This is a genomic window from Deltaproteobacteria bacterium, from assembly GCA_016208165.1.
Lineage (GTDB): Bacteria > Desulfobacterota > Desulfarculia > JACQYL01 > JACQYL01 > JACQYL01.
The window spans coordinates 1-26,256 of record JACQYL010000087.1; the positions used below are offsets into that span (position 1 = coordinate 1).

The 26,256-nt window shown below is 55.3% G+C and carries 20 protein-coding genes and 1 pseudogene; 14 read left to right on the plus strand and 7 right to left on the minus strand.

What is annotated here, in order from left to right; genetic code table 11:
* Nucleotides 1–145 precede the first annotated feature (145 nt).
* Nucleotides 146–739, plus strand: a complete 594-nt coding sequence (locus HY788_16925; protein ID MBI4775828.1) for a hypothetical protein — start codon at nt 146–148, stop codon at nt 737–739.
* A gap of 509 nt (nt 740–1,248) precedes the next feature.
* Complete coding sequence (locus HY788_16930) at nt 1,249–1,497, plus strand: hypothetical protein (protein MBI4775829.1); 249 nt, start codon at nt 1,249–1,251, stop codon at nt 1,495–1,497.
* Nucleotides 1,498–1,658: 161 nt separating this feature from the next.
* Here HY788_16930 and HY788_16935 read toward each other — a convergent pair whose 3' ends face one another.
* The gene (locus tag HY788_16935) at nt 1,659–2,219 is read right to left on the minus strand and encodes a hypothetical protein (GenBank protein MBI4775830.1); all 561 of its coding nucleotides are present in this window, start codon (nt 2,217–2,219) and stop codon (nt 1,659–1,661) included.
* Between the two features lie 893 nt (nt 2,220–3,112).
* Here HY788_16935 and HY788_16940 point away from each other — a divergent pair.
* Both HY788_16940 and HY788_16945 read left to right on the plus strand, forming a co-directional pair.
* A pseudogene (locus HY788_16940) lies at nt 3,113–3,740 on the plus strand (catalase-peroxidase).
* Between the two features lie 1,631 nt (nt 3,741–5,371).
* Nucleotides 5,372–5,899, plus strand: a complete 528-nt coding sequence (locus HY788_16945; protein MBI4775831.1) for an SRPBCC family protein — start codon at nt 5,372–5,374, stop codon at nt 5,897–5,899.
* A 318-nt stretch (nt 5,900–6,217) separates the two neighbouring features.
* On the opposite strand, the gene HY788_16950 is transcribed toward HY788_16945, so the two are convergent.
* The 4 genes from HY788_16950 to nifU form a co-directional block, all read right to left on the minus strand.
* A complete protein-coding gene (locus tag HY788_16950) occupies nt 6,218–6,661 on the minus strand; it encodes a hypothetical protein (GenBank protein ID MBI4775832.1) in 444 nt (147 codons plus the stop codon).
* Nucleotides 6,662–6,926: 265 nt separating this feature from the next.
* A complete protein-coding gene (locus tag HY788_16955) occupies nt 6,927–7,856 on the minus strand; it encodes a sugar phosphate isomerase/epimerase (protein ID MBI4775833.1) in 930 nt (309 codons plus the stop codon).
* Nucleotides 7,857–7,918: 62 nt separating this feature from the next.
* The gene (gene nifS / locus HY788_16960; GenBank protein ID MBI4775834.1) at nt 7,919–9,172 is read right to left on the minus strand and encodes a cysteine desulfurase NifS; all 1,254 of its coding nucleotides are present in this window, start codon (nt 9,170–9,172) and stop codon (nt 7,919–7,921) included.
* Entirely contained in the window at nt 9,172–10,023 is an 852-nt protein-coding gene (gene nifU, locus HY788_16965) for a Fe-S cluster assembly protein NifU (GenBank protein MBI4775835.1), read from the minus strand. The genes nifS and nifU overlap by 1 nt, the downstream gene beginning before the upstream one ends.
* A 762-nt stretch (nt 10,024–10,785) precedes the next feature.
* On the opposite strand from nifU, the gene HY788_16970 reads away from it, so the two are divergent.
* The 10 genes from HY788_16970 (at nt 10,786) to HY788_17015 (ending at nt 23,538) form a co-directional block, all read left to right on the plus strand.
* Entirely contained in the window at nt 10,786–12,921 is a 2,136-nt protein-coding gene (locus HY788_16970; GenBank protein MBI4775836.1) for an acetate--CoA ligase family protein, read from the plus strand.
* On the plus strand, nt 12,918–14,756 hold the full coding sequence (locus HY788_16975) for a carbamoyltransferase (protein ID MBI4775837.1): 1,839 nt from the start codon (nt 12,918–12,920) through the stop codon (nt 14,754–14,756). The genes HY788_16970 and HY788_16975 overlap by 4 nt, the downstream gene beginning before the upstream one ends.
* Entirely contained in the window at nt 14,737–15,138 is a 402-nt protein-coding gene (locus HY788_16980; GenBank protein MBI4775838.1) for a hypothetical protein, read from the plus strand. Before HY788_16975 ends, HY788_16980 begins: the two co-directional genes overlap by 20 nt.
* 10 nt (nt 15,139–15,148) lie before the next feature.
* Nucleotides 15,149–15,307, plus strand: coding sequence for a hypothetical protein (locus HY788_16985; protein ID MBI4775839.1), 159 nt, complete (start codon nt 15,149–15,151; stop codon nt 15,305–15,307).
* 419 nt (nt 15,308–15,726) lie between these two features.
* Complete coding sequence (locus HY788_16990; GenBank protein MBI4775840.1) at nt 15,727–15,954, plus strand: hypothetical protein; 228 nt, start codon at nt 15,727–15,729, stop codon at nt 15,952–15,954.
* A 375-nt stretch (nt 15,955–16,329) separates the two neighbouring features.
* The gene (locus HY788_16995; protein MBI4775841.1) at nt 16,330–17,571 is read left to right on the plus strand and encodes a diaminopimelate decarboxylase; all 1,242 of its coding nucleotides are present in this window, start codon (nt 16,330–16,332) and stop codon (nt 17,569–17,571) included.
* Between the two features lie 352 nt (nt 17,572–17,923).
* On the plus strand, nt 17,924–18,874 hold the full coding sequence (locus HY788_17000) for an ATP-binding cassette domain-containing protein (GenBank protein ID MBI4775842.1): 951 nt from the start codon (nt 17,924–17,926) through the stop codon (nt 18,872–18,874).
* Between the two features lie 102 nt (nt 18,875–18,976).
* Nucleotides 18,977–21,469, plus strand: coding sequence for a Gldg family protein (locus HY788_17005; GenBank protein ID MBI4775843.1), 2,493 nt, complete (start codon nt 18,977–18,979; stop codon nt 21,467–21,469).
* Nucleotides 21,466–22,506 (plus strand): DUF4340 domain-containing protein, encoded by a 1,041-nt coding sequence (locus HY788_17010; protein ID MBI4775844.1) that lies wholly within the window; start codon nt 21,466–21,468, stop codon nt 22,504–22,506. The genes HY788_17005 and HY788_17010 overlap by 4 nt, the downstream gene beginning before the upstream one ends.
* Nucleotides 22,507–22,623: 117 nt before the next feature.
* Nucleotides 22,624–23,538, plus strand: coding sequence for a CoA transferase subunit A (locus tag HY788_17015; GenBank protein ID MBI4775845.1), 915 nt, complete (start codon nt 22,624–22,626; stop codon nt 23,536–23,538).
* Between the two features lie 348 nt (nt 23,539–23,886).
* On the opposite strand, the gene HY788_17020 is transcribed toward HY788_17015, so the two are convergent.
* Together HY788_17020 and HY788_17025 are read right to left on the minus strand one after the other, a co-directional pair.
* Nucleotides 23,887–25,566 carry a hypothetical protein gene (locus HY788_17020; protein MBI4775846.1) on the minus strand — a complete coding sequence of 560 codons (1,680 nt, stop codon included), beginning with the start codon at nt 25,564–25,566 and terminating at the stop codon, nt 23,887–23,889.
* Nucleotides 25,567–25,840: 274 nt separating this feature from the next.
* Nucleotides 25,841–26,023, minus strand: coding sequence for a hypothetical protein (locus HY788_17025; GenBank protein ID MBI4775847.1), 183 nt, complete (start codon nt 26,021–26,023; stop codon nt 25,841–25,843).
* Between the last annotated feature and the right edge of the window lie 233 nt (nt 26,024–26,256).

The window sequence follows — 26,256 nt, forward strand, 5'->3', positions numbered from 1 at the left end:
GTGAATGAATTGAAAAAGAATATCGATTTCAATCGATTGGAGAATGAAGGTATAGTAGCATGGACGTCCGCGTGGACGACCCATAGGTCGAGTCGGTCATCCGAGATGTTAGCAGCAATAAGGATCTCAAATGGAGCCAATAACTATGTTTATAGTGGCAATACACCAAGCGTTTCTAACGCTGCTGTCCATGAGAGAGCGACAGAATGAGGTACCAGTTGCTAATGATGCTGCCTCCCTTGTTATAGACGCAGCTAGGGCTTTGGGTGTAGCGGCCAGTTTCTCTCTTCCTAAGAACATAGGAGATACGGTAGCTAACATCTCTTTAAATCCGCTAATTGATTTGGGCAAGGTGGCTTTGCAGGTCGCATCCGACATCGAAGAAAATGCACAGGCAAGAGATCAATTCAATAGAACAATATTAAAAGAAATGGTGAATGATAAACGGATGCAAAACTATAACTGGATGTGTCCGCGGAGCAAACGGAATGTACAGATCAGCATAGAACAGAATTCCTTGCGTGTTTCGTGTGAACACCTCCTTCTAAGACCACCTCTCGGCTGCAAAGTGACTTTGAAGAAACTTGCTTTTGCTCAACTTGCTTTCCCACCTTTGATATTTTTGACACTGATGAAGGCCTTTGTTGATTTTGTGCGGGTAGGGTGGGGGGCGTCACCTTTCAAAACGTATGGCTATTGCTGTTTGGCAGATAAGGTTGTTCGTGGCGTCCTTGTGTAGCGATTGTCATTTAGAAAAAGCGACGAGGTCAAGAAACGTTTTAGTCTGACGTAATACCGTACCCTCACCATGTAGGCGGATCACCTATCAAAAAAACCGTAGGGCTGGCGGAAAACATCCTTGTTGGAGTAAATCGTTTTTTCTCTGTCGATGTTAGCGCTTGGACCGACGTTGGGTTCTATTCCCCCCGACATATTGTGCCCCTCTATCCTGCTCTAAAACGCAATATTACTGCTGATAAGCGTGTCCGACACCCGTTTCGCTCTTGCGGTTCGGCAAATATGAAAAAAGGGGGCCGGGGGTGATTTTGCGCGTTTCCCCGTCTCCTCATCTATCAATTTGCTGAAAAAGGCCTGGCCCAAAGTCGGAAGGCGGAATTGACTTGAGGCGCTTTGTAAAGAAGCGTCGGCGGGTGGGGCGTTTTGAAATCCATGCGCAGAACGCAGATCCCTTCGAAAGGCGATGGACGAACAGAGGTGACAGCGATTTTGTGGAAGAGCTGTTGGACCATGTTCCGACCGGATGGATCGCCGATACCGTCTCCGAGAAAACTGGATTGTCCGTTGAAGATAGAAACGCGCAAAATCAACCCCGTCCCCCGCTTTACGCTTGTCGGCGTTGTAGAAGCGCAAGGGGGCGACGGTGCGCCACCCTTTGTGCAAGGAGAAGTCGCCGTCTATGCTGCTCTGGACCAGTTGGCGGGGTTTGTCATCGGCAAATTTCTACCAAATGCAGGAATCAGCATGGTGAGTCTCTGATTATGGAGAGGAACAAGTCGGCAGGGCCATGCGTGTGACCCTGCAAGTGAGTAGCTCTACCTGTTGGAGCTACTGGGGCTTCTATATAGTTACATTGTTTTGTTACTGAATTATAACTCGGATTGCCTGCATGGAGAGGCAATCGGAGTTATATCTTCAAATTATTGCTCTGGCAACGGCGTCACAACCATAGGAACTCTCGTTTCAACAGCGCCTCCAGTTATTGACCCGTCAGGAATGGCTGTGTTCAACTCTCCCACAGGTACAACGGAATTGAAATAAGCAAATTCATAGTAGATGAAGACTGTATTGCAGTCATCCGGATCTTCCGGATTGAACAATGCTACTCCGCTGACCCTAACTGTGTATAATGGGCTCCCATCCGTACCAATGGCATAAGCGTACCAAGTATAGTTGGATGTGCCATCGCTATTTAGTTGCCAGACGCCGTGCCCTGGAGTCAGACTAACATCAGGTCCAATTAAATTAGGGGAGATCCAAATCCAGTTCATCAACATTTCTCCCTTTGTAGGGTCCAAACTGTCTGATGTATGGATCGCCAACCAAATCATATCACCTGATTCTTCACCATGCCAGGTTCCGGTCAGACCACCACATACAGGCGGTGGAGTGGGTCGCTTCGCCAACGCCGTACCACAGATTAACGAGACCATCATGATTACTGCTGACAACAAAATGGTCAAATTTCGCGTTTTCTTCATTGTTTTTTTCTCCTTTGGTTTGTTTTAACAATCTAATTCACGAACATCGCACTCGAAATAAAATCAACCTTTTTCTAAAGCATCTGTCCAAGCCTCAATAAGACCCTTTGTCCAAATTTTGATCTTCTCGTCCCACCGTCGCATTACTAGAAGAAATTCGTGTTATACTTCTATTTCAGCTTGATTATTAAGTAACTTAAGCAAACCCTGCTTTGACAGCTCTCGCAATTGCCGGCCGGACCAGAGTTGAACATGATTGACGTCCAGGTCAATGCCAATCAGCAGAAGAGCAGAATTGGTTTTTATAAAATACATAACCTCTTCCAGTCGCGTTATTTGCATATCAAAGATATTACGGGGAGAACGAATCAATTAACTTTTCTCTGAGCAGAAACCCATCAAGTCCTGAATCCGACCGGCAGAAGGGTATCGCGACTTAACCTGCTTTGCGCTCCCCTCAATAAATGTACTAGCCAGAAGGCTCGTCCGGTAAGCTTTCGGTTATAGTGTCTTCAATATGAACCTTAGCAGGGAGCGGCAGTTATGTATGCAACGGGATCTACTTACATGCTTGAGCGAGAGTACCCCTACGCATTTGTAGGGGACTTCCCCCACACGAAAGCAGTGGGAAAAATCAGGTACCTGTTCAGGGGGTGCTTGGGGAGCCCTTCTGAAGAAGGGTTCCCCAAACCCCTCCCAAGACTTTTGAACTAGGGCCATTCCGGCTTCCGCCGGAAAGACCCGGGAGGGCGGATGCAGTCTCCACGGCCGAAAAAGGCACCCCAAAGCGCCGTGTCAGAGACTTCCCCCACAAACCAATTTCCACCTGGGCGCCTCCCGCTAGGGGCGCCGGCCTTGAACGTTTTGAAAGGAGGGCACGGGGGGAAAACTTACAGGGCGGCGATGCGATCGGCAGCGGCATCGAGGGCGCCTGGAAGCCGAAACCGACCAAATGGGACATGGGCTATCTGAACGTGCTGTTCAAATATGAGTGGGAGCTGGTCAAGAGCCCGGCCGGTGCCTATCAGTGGCTCGCCAAGGACGTGGCCGAAGAGGACATGGTGGTTTGACGCGCACGACCCGTCGAAGAAGCACCGGCCGATGATGACCACGGCGGACCTCTCCCTTCGCCACGCCCCGATCTATGAGCCGATTGCGCGGCGCTACCAGCAGAACCCCGAGGAATTCGCGGACGCCTTCGCCCGGGCGTGGTTCAAGCTGACCCACCGCGACATGAGCCCCCGCTCGCGCTATCTCGGCCCGGAGGTCCCGGCGGAAGAACTGATCTGGCAAGACCCGGTGCCCGCAGTCGATCATGAGCTGATCGACGCGCAGGACATCGCGGACCTCAAGGGCAAGATCCTTGCCTCGGGCCTGTCCGTCGCCCAACTGGTCTCGACCGCCTGGGCGTCGGCATCCACGTTCCGCGGCTCCGACAAGCGCGGCGGGGCGAACGGGGCGCGCATCCGTCTCGCGCCGCAAAAGGATTGGGAAGTCAACCAGCCTGTCCAACTGAAGACCGGGATAGGGGACGGGGTTGATTTTGTGCGTTTCTATTCTTCAGCGGACAATGCGTTATCCGAAGCGATCTGTCCGCCTCTGCCGACAGCCCGGCTGACCGCCGATCTGCTTGGCTCAGGTTTGCTTGCCGGCCCGATTGCGGATCAAAGCTCAGGAAAACAGGGTGTAGCGGCCTCGATCAGCAGTATCCCAAGGTGATCGACAAACCGGTTTCCGTCGCTATCGTCACGGAAGGTGTTGCGCCGTTCGATCCCCCGGCAGATGCTGTGATGCAACGCGCCGGGCGCGACAATGCGTGCTTTTCATGGGTTGAGGTTTCTATTTCATCGATGATGAAACAAAGAAACGCGCAAACTCAACACCGTCCCTCTTTTCCTCACGTCCCTCTTTTCCTCAACCTTCCGCTCCGGTCCAACTACCGTATTTCTTTGGATCTCGAGCGAAATAGGAGCGTACCCGGCTGTTGGCCGCCATCTCCAACGCTGGTGATAAAGATGCCTTTACAGAAGTCAGGGGCCGACAGGGCCTCCTTGTTCAGGGAACAACAGCATGAATAACGGGTCGTTCTGTAGGGGCGGTTCGTCACGGATCCTGAGCTCCGTCGAAGGACGAACCGCCCCTACGGCCTTATCCGGGGACATCTTACCTATTACGGCTATGCGTTGACTTTTCCCTTGATGGCAGCTCGAAAGTAAGCATGGTGTCCCTCAATCTACCGTGGCATTTGAATGTAAACTTGAGTGAATCATACGTACGACACTTGCGGGATGTTCTACACCTCTGCAATACAAATCACTTGCAGCTCGCGTGCCAAATGCAATAACAGATTCATTTTACGACGATTCTTCGATTTTGAGTCGAGGTCAATATCTGGATGTTGCGCAGAAATTGAGCAATCATGGGCACCCATTGCTCAATAATTGAGCAGTGCGCCCTGACCTAGGCGTCGCTGCGCTTCCCGCTTCCCCAGGCTACGCCGGGATAAAATGTCGAAGCCCCTGACCTCTCCTCCATCGGCCGGCTCAGGATGAACGACGCAGGGAGAGGGAGTATATGTCCGGATGTTTGGAAACGATATGGAATTCGGGTCTGGCACAAGCTGTGGCGCAGCTCCGGACCGTCCGAAAACCTCAACATACTTGCCACTATACGTAACAAGGAAGGCATTTGACCCACCAGGTCAGGTATCGGGATGCGCTCATGGCATCGGAGTTTTTTGCAGCACCGCTGCCGGGCGGTGCTTAATTGGCAGGATTGAGGGTGCATGACCTGAAAAATGGGTGCAGAGTTCCGAGAGGAGAGGTATTTCTGAAATACACGGGAAAAAGACGCCAAACCGGTTTGGAGAATGCATCAGCCGTGTCTTCTGCGGTTTGACACCCTTTTTCTGCTTTCGAGCCATGGGAAGGACTTCAAAAACAGGGGAAAAGGCGTGCGGAACCCCTTTTGCCAGGATGTTGCCGGATAATCCGGGTTCAGAAAATTTGCCGGGAATTCGCCCAGTGGTAGGGAGGCCCAGGCCCTTCGGCTCGGCTTAGAGCCCAGTCAGGAGGCGAAAAGTGGAGCGGGGCGGCTTGGAACACTGAAATTGCGGCGTTTGCCGCATATAACTCGAGGTAAGGAGGAGAAAAATGGGTGGAAAGGTAATGATCATTCTGGCCGCAGCGATCATGGTCTTTTGCATCACCGGCCCGGGCACGGCCGGCGCAGCCGACAAGATGGTTCATAACGATGCGTACAGCCGATCCATCGTTATCAGCGCTCCCGAGAACGCCGTTTGGGAGGTGTTGAAGGACCCGGCCGGTCTCCCTGGTTGGGTCCCAGGCATCAAGGCGACGGTCATAACTTCCGAAACGAAGCAGGGCGTTGGTACGGTCCGCGAAATCACGCTGGATGACGGCCTCCTGATCGAGGAACATTTCGTCGCCTGGAAAGAGGGGCGTCATGTATCCTACATCATGGTCAAAGGCTTTCCCTTACGAGGATACTTCGCGACCATGGCCATGGAGCCGTTGTCGGACGGTGCGGTTCTTTTTACCTGGTCGGTGTATTACACCACCCAGGAAATGACCGACGATGAATTCAAGACGTTCAGCAACAACTTGAGAACCTTTTTCGAAGGCACCCTCCAAAACCTGAAAAAGATATTAGAGAAATAACGCAAAACAGTGTAACCGTTCACCAAGCAGTCAATAAAAGGACAAAGGCCATCCCGTTGATCTTTTGGGGGATGGCCTTGATCCATATGTCCCTGAGCCCTCGTTTTTGGCCCTAATTCGAGTGCTAACGACCCGCTGAAGGACCAACGGCATGCTCCTCGACGGGCTTTTGATATCCATCATCGATGCCTTCGTAAAAAGTCCCCACGTCGTCATGCCGGACTTGATCCGGCGTCCAGAACTATTTGAAATTGCTGGATTCCGGCTTTCTCCGGAATGACGGGAAATGGCCGCTTTCGGCTTTTTACGAGTTTATCGTCATTGACAAGTTGTACTTGTGAGCCCCCCTTCAGAAAGTTCAACAGCATCGGCATATACGCCGATAGATTCAAATGTACCGCTTAAGTCGGGATTTAGTGTGGCTTTAATCATATCGATCCCGATGACGCCATTTCTTATGCCGGCAAGCGACAATGTAATATAAATCTTTCCTGCCAACAACTCGGCATTCCCATACGCCGGAAATTGCATAAATGTGGGGTTTGTTACGGTAATTACACCACTACACGTGTAGTGATCACCACCCATATGAGATATACCAAGCTTAATCACCCCCGAAATGTCCAAGGCAAGATGTGAAAAAGCCCAACAAAAATCACCAATATACTCACCCGCAAGAGCCGGAATTGGAGTGAAAACACAGAGTAACGAAATGACACAAAAACTCACCGGTATGATCGATATCCACTTAAACTTATTCATATATTCTCCGTTCCTGATTAAGTTGCAATTTCACGGACAGGTATGCGCGCAGCGTCTCGGAAAACTCGAGGAACTCGGGCCGAAGCGTCTCGTCGACAAACCTCTTCGATACACTCGGCATCACCGTCGTATAGGGCCGGCCCTTGTATCGGTAAGGCCTGATCCCGCACCGGCGAAGAGCGCCTCCATGAGGAGAAGCTTTTCTATGAGGCGGGCTTCATCCATCCGCATCGCATGTCCTTGTTCACGACGACGCCCTCTCCCTTCAATCGGCCGGAAATTCGTTCTCGAAATACTCGATCCCCTCGATAACCGCTTCAGGGGGGAAGGAGCCGTCGATCTCGAAGATCAGTACGGGGGCGCACTCGAACGCGGATTCGAGACGTTTGAAATCCACGTCGCCCCGGCCCGGGGGCAGATGGGCGTCCCATGCCTTGCAGTCGTGCACGTGGACGCCCTTGAGGGGTCCCGGAACGAACTCGAGCCAATCTTCGAGCGAGGCCAGGCCCAACCGTTCCTGGAAAGCCGCGTGCCCCACGTCCAGCCAGAACCCGATGGAAGCGCCTTCAAAGGCGCCCAAAATGCGGCTCAATTCGTCCTTGTCGGGCAGTTCGTGCGGGGAAAAACGATTCTCGAGGCAAATGGACACTCCCAGACGTTCGGCAGGCTTGAGAAGGGACTCGAGGCAAAACAGCAGCCGATCGACTCCTTCGGAAGCCTTTTCGCTTCGCCTTTCGATCAGCCGCTCCAGATCTTCTTTGGCGGCCGGAGACAGGGTCTGTTCCCGTTTCAAGGCCTCGTGGAATGCGCGGGCCTCGTCTTTCAGCTCCTCGATATAGCCTCCATGGAGCACGACCCGGTCCACTTCGAGATCGTTGGCCGTTTCCAGGGTTTTTCGCGTGACGGCGACCGCCTCGCGACGCACGTCCGCGTCCCACGACGCCATATTGAACAGGTCGCCGCTTGCCGAAGTTCGAGGCAGATCGTCGGGCAAGGGAAACGGAGCGTGGATGGACAGCACTTGAAAATGACCCTGAGTGAGGCTCCCCTTCATCTGCCGGTACATGCGGCCCCTAATCCGGTACTCGAGTTCCAGGCCGGAAAGCCCGATCCGGGCCATGCCCGATATCAGTTCATCGCCATCCTTCGCTTCCGCGGATTTCCAACAGGTGGATACGCCCCGTTTCGCAGCCATGCAGATCTCTCTCGATCGTTTATAGGGGAAAACTTTCTCGAACGCATTCCCCGAACCCCTTTTCAAAACCTTTCGACCCGGCGTCCCCCTTCGACCGGTTCGACAGGCTCACGGCTTTCAGCAAGCTCCGGGAGGCGCTCCGGGAGGCGCTCACTCACGGGGCGACAGAACGGGGAAATCGCTCTCAGTTTCCTTACGATATCCGGCAGTTGCGCCAGTACGAAGTCGATCTCTTCTTCCTCGTTATAGTAACTCAGCGAAAAGCGGATGGAGCCGTGGGCCGCCGTGAATGGGACGCCCATGGCGCGCAGCACGTGAGACGGCTCCAGCGAGCCCGACGTGCAGGCCGAGCCGGAAGACGCGCAGATACCCAGTTTGCTCAACATGAGTAATATCGACTCGCCTTCGATATATTCGAAACTCACGTTCAGGGTATTCGGAAGCCTCGGCTGGCCCTGCCCGTTGAGTAGCGTGTTGGGTATGGGGTCGAGAATACCCTTTTCGAGTTTGTCTCTGAGAGCCGACACTCGAGTATTCTCGTCGTCCAGGCGTCCCAGGGCCAGCTCCGACGCCCTGCCCAAGCCGATGATGTACGGTACGTTTTCCGTACCTCCCCGTCGACCCCGCTCCTGATGACCGCCGATGATATAGGGCGCCAACCGGGTGCCTTTGCGCACGTACAGCACGCCGATGCCTTTGGGAGCGTGCAACTTGTGCCCGGAAATCGACAGCATATCGATATGGTTCTGCCTGGACATGTCCAAGGGAATCTTGCCCGCGGCCTGGACCGCGTCCGTGTGAAAAACACTGCCCTTTTCTTTTACGATGCCGGCGATCTCTTCGATCGGAAACACGACGCCGGTTTCGTTGTTGGCCCACATCACGCTGACCACAGCCGTATCCGGCGTAATGGCCGTATCGAGCTGCTTCAGATCCAGCCCGCCGGAACGATCCACGGGGACCTGGGTGACTCGATATCCCCGTTTGGTGAGCACCTGGGCCACATGATTGACCGCGGGATGCTCCACTCTCGTTGTGACCATGTGCCGCTTTTCAGGATAGGATTCCAGGGTTCCGAATATGGCGGTGATATCGCTTTCGGTGCCGCACGATGTGAAAACGATTTCGCCGGGCTCGGCCCCGATCAGCGAGGCGACCTTTTCGCGGGCCAGTCTGACGCTCTTTTCTACCTGTCCGCCAAAATAGTGCATGCTCGAGGGGTTTCCATACAGGTCGGAGAAATAGGGGAGCATGGCTTCGACCACTTCGGGCGCGGTGCGGGTGGTGGCGTTGTTGTCCAGATAGATCGTTTTCATTACTTGACCTCCTCTACCACGAGTTCGTCCGTCACGAATTCCCGCAATTTCGTTTCCACGTACCCTTTCAGGGTCACTTCAGCGGCCGAGCACGCCGAACACGCGCCTCTGAGGGCCACCAGAACCCGGTTCCCTTCTATGTCGATCAGCTCGATGTCGCCGCCGTCCGCCTGCAGCGCGGGTTTGATTTCCCTGTCGAGAGTCTCTTGAATCAACTTGATCTTCTGCAGGTTGGTCAATTTTTTCCGGGGAGCCTCTTCCTTCTTCTTTTCAACGGGCTTGCCTTTCTCTTCCGCCAAAATGCGATTCAGGATGTCCTGGATCTTGTCGTGGCAGCCTTCGCAACCCCCGCCCGCTTTGGTGTAATTCGTCACTTCCTCTCGAGTGGTGAGGTGGTTTTCCCGGATCACCCGTTCGATCTCTCGATCGGTGATGCCGAAGCATTCACAGACGATCTCGCCCTCTTGTTCCTTCTTGATTTCCTCGCCCCGATAATTGGCGATCGCCGCTTCCAGAGCCTCCATGCCCATAACCGAACAGTGCATTTTCTCCTTGGGCAAGCCGCCCAGGTAGTTGGCAATGTCGCGATTGGTCACTTTCGAGGCCTCCTCGAGGGTCATTCCCTTGATGATTTCCGTCAGCGCGGATGAAGAAGCTATGGCGCTGGCGCATCCAAACGTCTGGAACCTGGCGTCCGCAATACGACCGTCCGGTCCCAGCTTGAACGTCAGCTTGAGCGCGTCGCCGCACGCCAGCGATCCGACCTCGCCTACACCGTCCGCGTCTTCCACAACGCCGACGTTCACCGGCTCCTCGAAATAGTGTTTCACTTTATCGGTGTATTCCCACATAGTTAGCTCCCTTCCCCGCGAATAATAGAGTTCTGACGAGGAAATCCGGGCTTCCCTCCAGGAAACCGCCATTCCCCTCATTTTATTATTATAATCACAAAATCAGGATACCCAACCCGAAACTTTTGGTTCTCCCCGGAACCATCCAAATCGATCGTCTCGTGAACGATGGAGGCCGAAGCTCGAGGTTCCGGACTAAAGGCGTTTTGCAACACGCCCCTACCCCTCGCGCCGCTGATTATAACAGAGAACGACGGATAACCCCACATCAACTGCGTCTTTCAGGAAAGTCCCTTGAAAAAGAATCATGAAAACTCCGTTTGAATTTCATTCCCTTTTTTACATAGAATCCAGTGTAAAGCCAAAGAAAAGGTTTTGCCGAACCCGGGGCACGGTGGGAGCGGCGGTATTGGATCCGCGCACCGGTCTGCCGGCTCCCATACTCCAAGCCGATGTTGGACCCGACGGGACCGTTCGCTTCAACCATTTTACAAACCCGTCAAGGATCGGGTAAGGGATGATAAGGGGCTTCATATTCTCGTGCACATCGAAACGGAATCAATCCCGGCCCCGGTTTTGAGTTGCATTCGCCTATGAAACGGTGTTTCCGTGGGGCTCGGGCTCTCGAAACGGGTCCACGTTCCATGGCTGCACAAAGGCCTGCGGAGCGGCGCCCGATGCCATTGAACGCGGACTGAGGAAGACCCGTCATCAGCCGCCTCGGCAGAGCCGGTAAACATCCAAGCCTCGAGGAGAAGGACCATGCACGCCGACCGTTTGAAGCCCATCTTTGCACCGCAATCCATCGCCGTCATCGGCGCGACCAACCGACCCGGCAGCGTCGGACGCGCGGTGATGGAGAATCTCATACATGGTAACTTCACAGGAGGTATTTATCCGGTCAACAAGGATTCCCGCTTCATCCATTCCATTCGGACCTATCCGTCCATCCTGGACATTCCGGATCCTGTGGATCTCGGAATTGTAATCGTACCTCCCCCTGCCGTGGAAGAAGTGGTGGAGCAGGCCGCGGAAAAAGGCGTCAAGGGCGTGATTGTCATTACAGCCGGATTCAAGGAGATCGGAGGCGTTGGGGTCGAACGTGAAGAAAGGCTCAAAACCAAATTGGCCAATCTCCACATTTCCCTCATCGGACCCAACTGTCTTGGCATTATCAACACGAATCCCGGCATTTCCATGAACGCCAGTTTCAGCCGAAACATGCCCCGGCACGGCAGGATCGCCGTCATTTCACAAAGTGGAGCACTGTGCACCGCTATTATGGACTATGCGGCAGGCCACGACATCGGATTCTCGAAATTCGTTTCCTTCGGGAATAAAGCGGACGTGGATGAAATCGATTTGCTGGACTTTTTGAAGGACGATCCGGACACGGACGTGATTGTCATGTATCTCGAGGATATCACGGACGGAAGACGCTTTCTGGAAACCGCTCGAGAAATCAACTGGCAATACCGGAAGCCCATGCTGGCCATGAAATCCGGTCGTTCTCCCAAGGGGGCCCTCGCCGCGTCCTCCCACACCGGAGCTCTGGCGGGATCCGATGCCGCCTATGACGCCATTTTTCATCAGAGCGGCATCCAGCGTATGAACAATCTGGGAGAAGTTTTCGACGCGGCCATTGCCTTCGCCCGCCAGCCGCTGCCCAAGGGAAACCGCATAGCCATCATCACGAACGCCGGCGGGCCCGGCATTATGACCGTGGATGCCGCGGATCGGTTCAATCTCGAGTTGGCGGAGTTGAAGAAAGACACAAAGGAGCGATTGGCGAGCTTTCTGCCGTCCACGGCCAATCTGAACAACCCGGTGGACATTATCGGAGACGCCGACTACAAAAGGTACGAGGGCGCCATACGAACCGTTCTCGAAGACGAAAACGTTTCGGGCGCCATTGTGATTATGGCCCCTCAGGCCATTACCGACATTCTTCAAACCGCGGAAATCCTGCCCCGAGCCACACAAGGGATCGAGAAGCCGGTGCTTTGCGTGTTCATGGGAATCGTGGACGTATCGGAAGGCGTCCGCTATCTCGAAAGCCATGGGTTCCCGAACTATTTTCTGGGCGAACAGGCGGTGCACGCCATGGCGAGCATGGTTCACTTCACCACCCGTATGACCATACCGGATAGGGAAGTCATCAGCTACGAGGTGGACACCGATCGGGCTCGGGAATTCATCGGGAAAACGCTGGGAAAAAAAGATTCGGTATATCTTCCTCAGACCGAAGCCAACACCCTTCTTTCCTATTACGGATTCCCGGTTCTCGAGGGAGGAAAAATCGCCCGGGAAGAAGATATCGAGCCTGCACTCGATCGCATTGGATTCCCGGTGGCCATGAAGATCGACTCACCGGATGTGGTCCATAAATTCGACGCGGGCGGCGTGATGTTGAAAATCAAGAGTGTCGGGGAGGCTAAAGACGCCTTTCGGAGAATTATTGGAAATGTGAAACAGCGTCATCCCGAGGCCCGTATAACGGGCGTCCGTATCGAGGAGATGGCAAAGAAAGGCGTCGAAGTGATTCTGGGCGCCAACCGCGATCCCAAATTCGGAGCCATGGTCATGGCTGGACTGGGGGGCACCTTCGTCGAGGTGATGAAGGACGTCACCTTCCGTCTCGCTCCCATGTGGAAACGAAGCGCCTACCGCATGCTCGAATCGCTCAAAATGTACCCGCTGTTGAAGGGAATCCGCGGTATGCCCCCTTCCGATATCGAGGCCATCGAGGAATGTATCTTGAGGTTGTCTCAACTGATGACGGAGCAACCTGAAGTGGCCGAACTGGATATCAACCCCTTGATCGTGTATCCTGAGGGCCGGGGCTGCGTGGTGGCCGACAGTCGGATCGTGCTGAAGAGGTCTGTTTCAACGACATGAATACGAACGCTAAAACCGGCGCCACTATCTTGGGCATTTCGTGTTTTTATCATGATGCCGCCGCCTGCCTGGTTCGGGACGGCGATGTTCTGGCGGCGGCTCAGGAGGAACGATTCACTCGCAAAAAACACGATCCCTCGTTCCCCGGGAATGCCGTCCGATATTGTCTGGAAGAGGCCGGTATCCGCATCGACGACCTCTCCTACGTGGTGTTTTATGATAAGCCGTTCCTGAGTTTCGAGCGAATCCTGATGACGTATCTGACCGTGGCCCCAAGGGGCCTCCGGTCCTGGCTTCAGGCCATGCCCCGATGGCTCGGCCAGAAACTCCATGTGCCCAAAGTTCTCAAGAAGGAGACGGGCTACGAAGGGGACGTGCTGTACACCGAGCACCACGAGGCTCACGCGGCGTCGGCTTTTTATCCGTCACCCTTCGAGGAAGCGGCTGTCCTGACCATCGACGGAGTGGGCGAGTGGGCCACAGCCAGCTATGGCTTCGGTAAAGGGAAGGATCTGACCCTGCTGAAGGAACTTCATTTCCCGGATTCGCTTGGGTTGTTGTATTCGGCGTTCACGTATTTCACCGGATTCCGAGTGAATTCAGGCGAATACAAATTGATGGGACTGGCTCCCTATGGCACTCCGCGATACAAGGAACGGATTCTTTCGGAGCTGATGGACATGAAAGAAGACGGTTCCCTCCGCTTGAATCTGTCCTATTTCGATTTCCTGGGCGGCCTTCGGATGACGAACAAGCGTTTCTCCGCTCTGTTCGGAGGACCTCCCCGAAGTCCTGAAACGGAAATCACTCAGAGGGAAATGGATATCGCAGCCAGTATCCAAGCGGTAACCGAGGAGGCTGTCCTCAAAATGGCGCGTCACGTTCACCGGGAGACGGGCCTGAATAAGCTTTGCCTCGCCGGGGGAGTTGCCTTGAACTGCGTGGCCAACGGGCGGATTCTGAGGAACGGCCCCTTTGAAGAGATCTGGATACAGCCTGCCGCGGGGGATGCGGGTGGAGCGCTTGGAGCGGCCCTGTCCGTCTGGCATCGGTTTCTCGGGAACGAAAGAGTCACGGTCGAGGGAAAAGACCGCCAGAAAGGCTCCTACCTGGGGCCGCGTTTCTCCAATGAAGCGATCAAGGATTTTCTCGAGACCGTGGGCGCGGCGTATCACGAGGTACAAGATCAAAACCGGTCGGCCGTTGTGGCGGAACAGATCGCTGAAGGAAAAATCGTGGGTTATCTGGCGGGCCGAATGGAGTTCGGGCCGAGAGCCCTGGGAGCACGCAGCATCCTGGGCGATCCGAGGCGGGACGATACGCAGACCGTCATGAACCTGAAAATCAAATACCGAGAGTCTTTCAGGCCCTTCGCGCCTTCGGTCCTGGAGGAAAAGGCGGACCGGTATTTCGAGTCGGACCGGCCCAGCCCGTACATGCTGCTGGTGGCCGATGTAAAAGCGGAAAGAAGGCTCCCCCAGCCTTCAAGGGACGGAATGCCCATGTTGGAGCGTCTGAAGGTCAAGCGGAGCGACATCCCCGCGGTTACGCATCTGGACTATTCGGCTCGACTCCAGACGGTGAACTCGGAGACCAAGCCCGACTATCACGGCGTGATTTCGGAATTCGAGCGCCGCACCGGTTGCCCGGTGCTTGTGAACACGAGTTTCAATGTGAGAGGGGAACCCATCGTCTGCACCCCCCGGGATGCGTATCGGTGTTTTATGCGCACGGAAATGGACGTGCTGGTGATGGAAAATTGCGTTCTGTTCAAAGAAGAGCAGCCGCCCTGGGAAGAGGAAACGGACTGGCGAAATGAACTCGAACTCGACTGACCCGCGGCAGATCCGGCGATTCGGAGTAGTGGCGTTTCTTTTTTTCGGCGGCCTGGGCGTTCTGGGCTGGTGGCGGAACAGCCCATTGCCCCTGGTCCTGTTCGGATGTCTCTCGGCCGTAGGTTTCGGTCTGATGACCATGCCTTCCCGGCTCAAACGGGTATATGTGATCTGGTTGAAAATCGCTCATCTACTAGGTACACTTACCAACGCTACGATTCTTGCCATTGCCTACTACCTGGTTATCACCCCCTTCGCGATCGCGAAACGGTGGTTTGGGGGGCCGCCGCTGTCCACCAAGCCCGACAAGAACGCCGCCACGTATTGGGTGAGCCGCACGGAACCGGCTCAGCCCAAGGAGCGGTTTTTCAAACGTTATTAAAGAGCTGACTATGCCTAATCCATCTCTCGTTGCCGAGTTCTGGGAATTCCTGAAAGTTCGAAAGCGCTTCTGGCTGCTTCCTATCGTGATTGTGCTGGGAGCCCTAGGCGCGCTGGTCGTCTTCACGGAAAGCAGCGCCATTGCGCCGTTTATTTACGCCCTTTTTTGATGAAATAAGAAGCCCCCCGGAGAAGCTCTCCGGGGGGGCATGAGGAGAAGGGTTGAGGGTGTGTAGGGAAGAACACTAAAGCTGCGTTGAAATTCTTTGCCGTCCATTTTGCGGTTACCCGGAGGGAGGGGGTCCGGTCCTGCTCCAACTGTCCGGCGTTGCCCATCTATAAAGCAAAAGCCGTACCACCGTTGATCCTGTCTAAATTCTGTAAACATTTTAAATGGTTAAATGAAACCCATCCCGCTACGGGTGAGTATCGTGAACGTCAACTTCCTGACGGCCGTCAGAATGACAGCGGCATTCCCATGCCGCCCGCGTGACCATTCGAACATTCCGCCGATGTTTCCGGTCAGGACCCGATCTTTCCTGGCGCGGAAATTGCTTTATCTATAAAGCGCGCAGAACGGAGGGACCGTATGAAACGAATGTTCCTGATAGGCTTGTTGCTCTTGACCTGTTTTTTCAATGGATGCATCTGGGTTGGAACCACCCTCACCGGAGAGCTCGGACTCTACTACAAACCGCCCACTACGTGGGAAAACTACCAGATCCGGAGTTCGATTCCCTACACTCCTTATTACGAGCGTACCCACACGCTGGTGGGATACCGGCAGTACCCGAATACCTGGCGGTACTGGCGCTGAGGCATCTCCCGAGTCTCCGGCCTCAATCCGGACGCCGCTTTCTCCGATTCCGGAAAACGGCGCGGGGAAAAAACTGCCCGATTCCGGCCGCGCCGGTAAGAAGTACCTACCTGGTCGGATAAAACCCCTTGCTTCATTAAGCGGATACGGTAGGGGCGTATCGCGATACGCCCCTACAATTCTCACGTCCGAGAGGCGTACCGGCGCTTCCCCATCTTCGGATCCGGACATCGGGAGGTCCAAACCACCATTTGGTCCGAGCATGAAGTCTCCAGGTTTTCGGCGCGGTTCACCAGAAAAATATCATCCTCTGTCTTCACAAACCCCCCTGAATCTGTTAGAGAATGAAGGTCTGTTTTCAAGGAGGAATGCGCCATGCCCATGTCTGAGGGATTCAGGAACCGGCTCGAACCTATTCTCGAGGAAGTCGTCGAGCGCTTCAAAACGCCGTTTCACATCTACGATGAACAGGGAATACGGGACACGGGAGAAACGTTGAAGAAAACGTTTTCCGGTTTCCGCAGTTTCCGTGAGTTTTTTGCGGTCAAAGCCCTTCCGAATCCATCCATTCTGTCCGTTATGAAAAGCATGGGGTTCGGCTTCGATTGCAGCTCCATAGCGGAGCTGAAGATGAGCCGAGGCGTGGGAGCGGGCGGCGAGGATATCATGTTTACCTCGAACAACACCATGATCGAGGAGTTCGACAGCGCCCTTTCCGAGGGCGGATGCATACTCAATCTGGACGACATCACGCTCATTCCCAAGGTTCCTCGTTTTCCCGAACGGATTTGCTTCCGTTACAATCCGGGACCGCGCCGAACGGGCAACAGCATTATCGGGAACCCTTCGGAGTCTAAATACGGAGTGAGCCACCAACAACTCGTGGACGCCTACCGGCAAGCCATGGATCGCGGGGCCAAAGTTTTCGGCCTGCATACGATGCTCTGCTCGAACGAACGTCAGTACGAGTACATGGTGGCCACGGTGCGTATGTTGTTGGAGCAGGTGGAACGCGGTATCGAGTTCGAGTTCATCAATATCGGCGGTGGGCTGGGGATACCGTACGAACCACTCCAGGAGCCGTTGGACATCCAATCTCTGGCCGCCGAAGCCAAAAAAACATACGGCGATTTCCGTCTCAGAAACGGTTATGCACCCAAGTTATACATGGAAAGCGGTCGTTATATGACCGGGCCCCATGGTGTGCTGGTTACCAAAGCCATTAACAGCAAGCACATCTACCGCGAATACGTGGGCGTGGACGCCTGCATGTCGTCCCTGATGCGACCGGGCATGTACGGCGCTTACCATCACATCACGGTCCTTGGAAAAGATCCGGGAACGAGCGGCGTTGTTGTGGATGTCGTCGGCTCGTTGTGTGAAAACAATGACAAATTTGCCGTCCAACGGCTGCTGCCCCGGATCGAAGACGGGGACATTCTGATGGTTCACGATACCGGCGCCCACGGCCACGCCATGGGATTCAACTACAACGGACGCCTTCGCCCGAAAGAGCTGCTGCTTCGCAGTGACGGCTCCGTGGAACTGATCCGCCGTGAAGAAACATTGGCGGACTACTTCGCCACTCTGCAGTTTGAGCGGGACGTCCTCCGATAGATTCCCCGCACCCGATCCATTCAAAGAATAGACACAAAAAGCGGTTCGGAACGGAAGGATGCGGTTTTCCCGCATACTTCCACTCTGAGCGCGGATGCCTGCGGAGGGTCACCGGCGCGCACTCCGAAGAACCTTACGGGCTCGTGGCGCCGCGACCCCGAAATTCATTTCTCCGCCGGCCTCTCCGCCGAAGGCGATGAGGCCATCGACGGGATGAACGACTTGACACCAGGGACGGTTTTTCCTATCGTACGCGGTCTAGGTGAACAACACGTTGAATTTTAACCGTTTTTACCGTGCCGATGACGGACGATGCAGAGCGTCCGGCGACGGCATCCGAGGAGATGTTCGAGTGATCGAGGCCAAATCGCTTACCATGTATTACGGCTCCACGCGAGCCGTCGAGGACGCCGGCTTCAGGGTTGAAAAAGGGGAAATCCTGGGACTCCTGGGACCCAACGGCGCAGGCAAGACCACCATCATGAACATCCTCACGACTCAGATTGTTCCCACTTCCGGAAGCGCCACCATAGAAGGTTTCGATGTGCTGGAGCAGCCCATCGAGGTGCGCCGGTGTACGGGGTATCTTCCGGAGACCGTCCCTCTGTACGTGGACATGGAAGTGGTCGAATATCTGCGGTTCGTGGCTCAGGGCCGGGGACTGGCAGGCCCCGAACTGGAAAATCGCCTCGAGTGGGTCGTCGAGAAGTGCGGCATTCGCACCATGATGAGGCGACTCATTTCACAGCTTTCCAAGGGATACCGACAGCGTGTGGGCCTGGCCCAGGCGTTGATACACGATCCCAAGGTCCTGGTTCTCGACGAGCCGACTTCCGGTCTGGACCCGTTACAGATCATCGGAATTCGCGATCTCGTCAAAGAGCTTGCAAAGGACAAGACCATCATCGTGAGCACCCACATCCTGCAGGAAGTGGAAGCCATAAGCGATCGGATCATTATTATCAATGAAGGTCGAATCATCGCGGACGGCACCCAGCAGGAACTCCAGCAGGCGGCCAGTCAGACGCCGGGTCGTATGGTCGCCTTGAAGGGGAATTCGGCGGATATCGAGCGGGTCCTGAAGGGCCTGCCGGGCGTGAAACAGGTGCTCCCGGTCGCGGTCTCGCAGGACGACGGTGTCTGTTCGTTCCGAATACAGGCGGAACAGGGCCGTGAAATCTGGCCGGAGCTGGCCGGCGCCATCCAGGAAAACGGCTGGCTGGTCAAAGAAAATCGGGAACTGAAACCTTCCCTCGAGGCGGCGTTCATTCATCTGACCCGACGAGAGCTCGGGCAATCTTAGTGCAACGCTTCGGGGGCCGGCGGCATATATAGGTTGCGGCCCGGTACGTGCGGCGCCACGGCGCGTTCACGAACGGAATACGTAGTAACGGGGTAAGCGTCCATGAACAACTTCGGCACCATTTTAAAACGTGAGTTTTCGAGTTATTTCAATTCACCCATCGCCTACATCTACATCATCGTTTTCCTGCTGATCACGGCGGGACTCTATATGTCCACGTTCTTTCTCGTGGGCCAGGCCAACATGAGGGGATATTTCGCAGTCATGCCTCTCTTCCTGAGCGTGTTCATTCCCGCCATTACCATGCGTTTGTGGGCGGAAGAACGCAAACTGGGCACCATCAGCCTTCTGCTGAGCTTTCCCATGCGAAGCGGTGCTCTGGTCCTCGGAAAATTTGCCGCTGCACTGCTGTTCTATCTCACCGCGCTGGCCTGTACCGTAACCGTTCCCATCGTCCTTTCGCTTGTCGGGAGTCCGGATTGGGGGCCGGTGTTGGTCGGCTATTTGGGATCCGCCCTCATGGGATGCCTGTTTTTGGCCATAGGCATGTTCGTGTCCGCCCTGTTCAAAGACCAGATCGTGGCTTTCATCCTGAGTATTCTGATCTGTTTCGGAATGTCCATGCTGGGAGCCGAGTTCGTGGCCGCGTTCATCGACGGTTGGGTCGGCGGGCTCGGAACGGCCCTTCAAAAGGCGCTGGGTGTGTTGAACCACGCCTCTGACTTCGAACGTGGAGTGGTGGACTGGGGGAGCGTGTTCTTCTTCCTCTCGTTTACCGTTATTTTGCTCATCCTGAATACGTTCACCCTGGATAGTAAGATCAAACTTCGTTCCACCGGACGGTTTTACGTTTCAGTGGTATTCCTCCTGGGCATAGGGTTCGTTCTGAATTTGATCGTCAGCGATATACGGTTGGGTCGACTGGATTTCACGGAAGGACGAATTTACACGGTCTCGCCCGCCACAGCCCGGATTCTCTCCAAGCTGCAAGTACCCGTTGAAGTCAACTATTACGTCTCGGAAAAGGGGAAGATGCCTTCGGCGTTGAAAGACATCCGACAGGACGTGGAAGACAAATTATCGGATCTGGCGCGTCTTTCCTCCAACTTCACGTATCATGTGTACAATCCACTGGCGGACGCGGGCAAACTCGAGGAGCTTGAAAAGAAAGGGATCGTACCGTTCCAGGCTCGGAGCATCGAGCAGGATTCGTTGGACATCAAGCAAGTCTATTCGGCCATCAGCGTTACGTACCTCGACAAGAATACCGAGGTGCTCCCCCAGATCGTGCCTCAGAACCTGGGCGCACTGGAATATGAACTCGTGTCGAAAATATACCGAATGACCCTCGAGGATGCTCCCAGACTCACCATGGTCGCGCCTATCGAAACCGCGGACCCCAGATATGACGATCCGCGCATGAGAGCCTTGCTGATGAAACTCGGTCAGACGCCTCCGGAAGAGAGGGACGACTACCAGGGCGGAATGCAGCTTCTGCGCAAGGAAGGTTACCAGGTCAGCCGGGTCGCGCTCACCAAAGAGGAACCCATGCTGAACGAAACCGACACCATGCTGATCATCGAACCGAAGACCCTGAACGACAGGCAAGTCTATGAAATCCAGCGTTTTCTGGCCCGGGGAGGGAACGTGATAGTGGCGGCGCAGCCCCCCATGTTCAACTACTCGCCCACCAGGGGCGGAGGTCTCGAGATACAGCCCGTTCAAGCCCCCGCGGCTGTGAACAAGCTGCTCGAGCCCTATGGGGTGCAGTTGGATTCGGACATTCTGCTGGACGAAGAGATCGAGATCCTCAACGTGTCCGTGCCCAAACGCATCGGTGGCTTGTTTAACGCCATGGTCAGCATGCCGGTCAAGGCGCCGGTTCAAATCCGCGTTCCAGCGGCCGACTTGAATCCGGACATAGGCATCACCAATCGCATCGGCGCCCTGTTGTATCTTTGGGGCGGCGCACTCAAACTGCAGAAGAGCGTCATGGATCAGCACCAGATCAAGCTCGTGACCCTCGCCGAGTCAAGTTCCGCTTCCTGGACCATACCGTTTAAACAAACGCCCCTGGGGCCTGAAGACATAAGCCCTGGTGACCGGAAGACCGTGGGACCGAAACCACTGGCCGTATATCTCGAAGGGCGGTTCCCGGACACCTTCGAAGGTAAGGACGTTCCCCCCTGGCCCCAGGCCCAGACTCCGGACGCGCAGCAGCCGGCCGAAGACGAGGACAAACCGGGGCCGGCGCCTGCGATCGAAAAGAAACCCGGACATCTCATCGTAGTGGGTTGTTCGCAGATGTTTACGAACAATGCTTTGGGAGCATTGGATAACCGGCTCTTCTTCCAAAATATGGTGGACGGCCTGACGTTGAGCGAAGATCTGATCAGCATCCGGGCCAAGAATCAAGCCGTACGATATATCGAAAACGTAACGCCCGGCCAAAACCTCTTCTACCGGTTCTTGACCGTGGCTCTCGTACCTCTGGCGTTGGCCGTCATGGGAATCAGCCGATTTGCAATGAGACGCCGCCGTCGTGAACGTTACGAAAAAACGATTGCTTCGAGCGCTGTTGGGGGCCTGGCATGAAGAACAAATATTTGATCCTGTTTGCGGTTGTGTTAGCGGCTCTGGTGGTTTTGTATGCGGTCCAACAGCGGAGCACCCGGATCACGGTGGTCGAAACCGGTATCGTTCAGGTGCTTCCCGATCTGAACACCGCCGCCGTATCCGAAATCGACGCGTACGTGACAGGGGAGGAATCCAAGCTCATTCTGAAGAGAGACGGGGACAGCTGGACCATACCTTCCGATTTCAACGAACGGGCGGATAAGGGCAAAATCGAGACCCTGTTGAGTGACTTAAAGGACCTGAAGGGAGAAGTCAGAGCTTCAAAAGAAGCACTGTACGACATGTTCGAGGTGCAGGAAGGAAAAGCGCTGGTTTTGGATCTGTTGGACAAGGAGGGCCGGCGGATAACTACGCTTTTTGTTGGTAAACGCGGTCCATCGGGCAGCGGCGGTTTCTTGAGGATCAAAGGCAGACCGGAAGTGTATCTGGCGGACAAAAACGTCGCCGGAACGTTCGGACTGCTCGGAGAGGCAAAGAAGGCGCCCGAGCCTAAAACGTGGGTGGACCTGAGGCTTCTTCAGAGTTCCAAAAACCAGTGGGCGCGTGTGGAATTCAACCACCCGGAATTTACGGCCGTATTTGTGAAAGAGAAACTCGAGCCCGAGAATTCGGATAACGCTGCAGCCGCCGAAACAAAGGAAACAGAACCCGCCTCCATACCTTGGGTCCAGAAGAAGCCTGAAAAACCCGCGGTGGGAGACGCCGTGTTGCAGCGAGCCTTGGATGCGCTGGGCAAGGTTCGAGCCAATCAAGTGCTGGATCCGGCCAAACCGGATGTATACGGACTGGAAAAGCCGGGTTATCGCATACGGATCGCCTCTGACGGCGGGGGGGAAGTTCAGCTGTTGGCGAACCGTCCCAAGAAGGACGGGCCCGTCTATGTCAAGATGGACAACAGCAATCAGGTGTTCGAGATTTCCGAACCGGCTTTGAGCGCTGTGTTTGACCCCATTAAGCAAAGTCTCACGCAAGAAAAAGTCCGGAAGTCCAAATAAAGGGGGTCCAGCGAACCTGCTGAAAAGAACGTAATTCGGGAAGTTTCGCGGGGAACTTCTTTTCTTGAACGAGGCGTCCCCCTGACGACCCGGGAAACTTTGAACGGACGCTGTCCTATGAACAAAGTTCTCTCCATGAAAGAGGCTGTGGCTCGTTACGTTCAGGACGAAATGAGCGTGGCCATGGGATGTTCCCTCGAAGGATGCATCCCGTTTGCCGCCGGCCACGAAATACTGCGCCAGGGCCGCAAGAATCTGACGCTGATCGGTCCGATTTCGGACATCCTCTTCGACCAGATGATCGGAGGCGGTTCCGTGAGTAAAGTCATCGCCGCATGGATCGGCAACGTCAGCACGGGACTCGGATATCACTTTCGTCGAGCCGTAGAGCAGGGCATACCCCAGCCCCTCCAAGTGGACAACCATTCGAACCTCTCCGTCGCGCTTGCCTTGAAAGCCGGTGCGACAGGCGTACCGTTTGCCGTTACCCGCTCGCTGCTGGGCTCTGATATTGCACGGAATTCCAACTGGTTCCACCCGATCTCCTGCCCTTTCACCGGAGAAACGCTGCTGGCGGTCAAGGCGTTGGAACCGGATCTTGCGATTGTGCACGCCCAGCGGGCGGATGCTGACGGCAATACTCAGTTCTGGGGCTCTTCCGGCGTAGCGGGAGATGCCGCTCGGGCGGCCAAGAACACGATTGTTGTGGTCGAAGAGCTGGTAGACTCGAATGTAATCCGCAGCGATCCCAATCGTACGTTCTTGCCGGGATTTCTGGTATCGGCCGTTGTAGTGGAACCGTGGGGCGCCCATCCGTCGCCCGTTCAGGGCTATTACGGGCACCACGACTCGTTCTACCTGGAGTACGGTCAGGTGACACGCGATCCCGACCAGGCTAAGACATGGTTCGATCGGTACGTATTTGATGTTGCCGACCGGAAATCATACATCGATTTATTCTCACCCCAGGAGTTGGCCTCCTTGAAAGTCTCCACCAGCCTGCCCAGCGGGTCCGTCGAGTTCGGGTTTTAGAAATTTGGCAAGACTCCGACGGGCGGGTTTGTCGTAGATCCTGAGCCTGCCCGCTGTGAGCCGGTCGAACCGGTCGATGGAAAACCCGCCCCCACAATTCTATTTTCCGGCCGTTTTTTGTAGGGGCGGTTCGCGAACCGCCCCTACGATTTTGCACGGATTGTCCCAGGGCGAACGGCCTGTCGCCCCTACGGGTTTGCGCCATACGGGCAGGCACGGGGACCTGCCCCTACGATGGGTGGTGTTCGGTAATGGTACGGACAGGCTGGAAGCCTGTCCCACGGGTTGTGTTCCGTAGGGGTGGGCCCCTGCGCCCACCCTTCGCGATTTCCCCGGCGATCATTCACCCTAAACCTTATGCCGCCACATGGAAACGATCATCATGACGTCCGCGATGTCGACGCGGTTGTCGCCGTTGAGGTCCGCCGCGGGGTTGAAGCCGGCGTCGTTGATCGTTTTGTCCCAGTTCGAAGCCACGATCATGATATCGGTGACGTCCACGAAACCGTCGTTATTGATATCGTAGTCCGGTCCTGCGGTTTTGAAGCTGACGGTGATGGTATGGTTGGCCTGAACGTTTTGGAAGGTGTACGTGGTGACGTTCCCTATCGACACGCCGTCCACGAGCACGCTGGAAACCTGGTAGCCCGAAGCCGGAGTGATGGCGTAGGTCTGTGCCGAGCCTTGGGGTATCGTTGTGGCCCCTGTCGGAGTGATGGAACCATGAGCGCCCGCGGATGCGTTGATGGCGTACGTCGTTGAAACGGTCTGCAGGGTAAAGGCGGGTCCCACGGCGGGAGCGCTCTCACCGGCGTCGTTACCGGCCCATACCCGCCAGTAGTACACTACGCCCGCTTCCAGTTGGTTCAGGACCCGGCTCGTTGCCGTCCCGATGTTCCCGTAAAACACCCGGCCACCCTCGTTCCAGACGCTGCTGGTGTTGACTTCCCATCGGTACCACGTAGCGTTGGCGCAAGCGTCCCACGCCAGGGTCACGGTGGTGCTTTGCAGAATGAGCGGTGTTTCATCCAGGGCTCGATAGACGGGAGATGAGTCGGCGATACCGCCTGTCATCGGATGAATCTGTTTGGTGGAAGAACCGGTGACGCCGGAACCCGTGGAAGCGGAATCCGAGGTGTTGTCCGTGGCTTGGACCGCGCCGGAAATGGGATCCACCTGTTGAATCACGGTGAATCGTCCGATTTGAGAGAAGGGGTCGTCCCAGTGGATTCGGGCGTATCCGTTTTCTCCCCAGGATTCACCCCAGCTGTTCTGCACGATCCAGGCCCGGGCGGAGTCGTCCCATCCCATGATGCGCACTACGTGAGCGCCCAGGAAGTTCATGGCCAGAGCCTGATACACGCCGCTTTGATAGTACAGGAAATCTTCGTATACATCCATCAGGGTAAGGACCGGCCCCCGCAGCACGGCCTGCTTGATGGCCTCGACGTCCGGCTCGTCCAGGATCACCCACTGCCACGAACGGATCGTGTAGTTTTCGTTTACATCCGAGGCATCCACCGGAGCTCCGAATCGCTTGAGCACATTCTGGAAGGCGGTGAAGGAACCGTCGGCCGGATCCTCGGGTATAAGGGGGTAGGCCGTAAGGTTGAGGTTCAGATCGGATTCGTTTTCACGGATGCGCAGCAGGTCCTCGAGGTTCTGCACGCCGGCCAATGCGTAGCTGACGGGCGATCCCATCTGGTCTTGCACGGGCCCGATCCACGAAGCCCCTTCCACGTTTCTCCAGTCGAAGGTCGAAGGAAGCGAGGCATAAGCTTCCGGCATCCAGAGATCGGCCTGGGCCTGATCTTCGGGGGTGGGCAGGCTGAGTCCGGCATATCCGACCTTCTCGCCGGAGGACAAGAGACTCAACAGGCTGTCTTCCGCGGTCCATTGAAGTTGTCGCTGCTCGATGGCGTGCTGAACGGTGTAGAGTTCTAGAGCGGCGTTAGCCGAAACGGCGGTGATGAGGAACATCAGTACGGCCGTGATGACGGTTGGGATGCGGCCTGCTTTTGTGATCATGTGGAGTACCCCCTCGGGACTGTATGCGTTTGCATGCTATTGTATGCAAAGCACGGGCCGATCCCTCGGGGTGAAAAATTGTCCTATAATTACAAAGGCTTATATCTGAAGAAAAGAAAAGGATCAGAAATCGGGAGGCGTAGAGAGTCAACGATGTTACGAAATCGTAATTCGAATGGACTTGAAGCTCCGATGCCGTACATCGAAGCGGTCATCACCGATTTCCGACGGGTCGCAGGAGAGCTTCGCAAAGGCCCACGCGCCGGTGATCCGGCTATTGGCGGTCCCTGGTTAGAAAATCGAAGAGAAATTCCTGGTCTTTGGGTGAAAGGTTGAATATCTTGCCTGCTTCTTCGATGAGTTTGGAGAGAGCCGGTCTCTCGGGCAACTCTCGTCGTTCCGAGATCCACCGAATCGCTTTTCTAAAAAGTTCTCCTTCGGGCATGGGATAGGTCATAAGTCGTCACTCCTTGAGGTTTCCGCATACGGCCTTGGCCTGATTACGGAATGTTGACCAGGATAAAGGATTCGTCCGCCGCGGTCGATTTCCAGGCGCCGCCATCCAATACAGCCCGGGATTTCCCGAGTCCGCAAAGATGGGGAAGCGGCTTTCTTCCCTGGAACGGCTTACTTTACGGGAGGCGCTGGGAAGTTACGATGAGGTGTCTCGGGCAACCTGGGCCACGTCGG

Excerpts from the sequence above, each read along its gene's own strand:
- HY788_16925 (MBI4775828.1), top strand. The coding sequence starts at position 146 with ATGTTTATAGTGGCAATACACCAAGCGTTTCTAACGCTGCTGTCCATG.
- HY788_16930 (MBI4775829.1), top strand. The coding sequence starts at position 1,249 with ATGTTCCGACCGGATGGATCGCCGATACCGTCTCCGAGAAAACTGGAT.
- HY788_16935 (MBI4775830.1), bottom strand. The coding sequence starts at position 2,219 with ATGAAGAAAACGCGAAATTTGACCATTTTGTTGTCAGCAGTAATCATG.
- HY788_16945 (MBI4775831.1), top strand. The coding sequence starts at position 5,372 with ATGGGTGGAAAGGTAATGATCATTCTGGCCGCAGCGATCATGGTCTTT.
- HY788_16950 (MBI4775832.1), bottom strand. The coding sequence starts at position 6,661 with ATGAATAAGTTTAAGTGGATATCGATCATACCGGTGAGTTTTTGTGTC.
- HY788_16955 (MBI4775833.1), bottom strand. The coding sequence starts at position 7,856 with ATGGCTGCGAAACGGGGCGTATCCACCTGTTGGAAATCCGCGGAAGCG.
- nifS (MBI4775834.1), bottom strand. The coding sequence starts at position 9,172 with ATGAAAACGATCTATCTGGACAACAACGCCACCACCCGCACCGCGCCC.
- nifU (MBI4775835.1), bottom strand. The coding sequence starts at position 10,023 with ATGTGGGAATACACCGATAAAGTGAAACACTATTTCGAGGAGCCGGTG.
- HY788_16970 (MBI4775836.1), top strand. The coding sequence starts at position 10,786 with ATGCACGCCGACCGTTTGAAGCCCATCTTTGCACCGCAATCCATCGCC.
- HY788_16975 (MBI4775837.1), top strand. The coding sequence starts at position 12,918 with ATGAATACGAACGCTAAAACCGGCGCCACTATCTTGGGCATTTCGTGT.
- HY788_16980 (MBI4775838.1), top strand. The coding sequence starts at position 14,737 with ATGAACTCGAACTCGACTGACCCGCGGCAGATCCGGCGATTCGGAGTA.
- HY788_16985 (MBI4775839.1), top strand. The coding sequence starts at position 15,149 with ATGCCTAATCCATCTCTCGTTGCCGAGTTCTGGGAATTCCTGAAAGTT.
- HY788_16990 (MBI4775840.1), top strand. The coding sequence starts at position 15,727 with ATGAAACGAATGTTCCTGATAGGCTTGTTGCTCTTGACCTGTTTTTTC.
- HY788_16995 (MBI4775841.1), top strand. The coding sequence starts at position 16,330 with ATGCCCATGTCTGAGGGATTCAGGAACCGGCTCGAACCTATTCTCGAG.
- HY788_17005 (MBI4775843.1), top strand. The coding sequence starts at position 18,977 with ATGAACAACTTCGGCACCATTTTAAAACGTGAGTTTTCGAGTTATTTC.
- HY788_17010 (MBI4775844.1), top strand. The coding sequence starts at position 21,466 with ATGAAGAACAAATATTTGATCCTGTTTGCGGTTGTGTTAGCGGCTCTG.
- HY788_17015 (MBI4775845.1), top strand. The coding sequence starts at position 22,624 with ATGAACAAAGTTCTCTCCATGAAAGAGGCTGTGGCTCGTTACGTTCAG.
- HY788_17020 (MBI4775846.1), bottom strand. The coding sequence starts at position 25,566 with ATGATCACAAAAGCAGGCCGCATCCCAACCGTCATCACGGCCGTACTG.
- HY788_17025 (MBI4775847.1), bottom strand. The coding sequence starts at position 26,023 with ATGACCTATCCCATGCCCGAAGGAGAACTTTTTAGAAAAGCGATTCGG.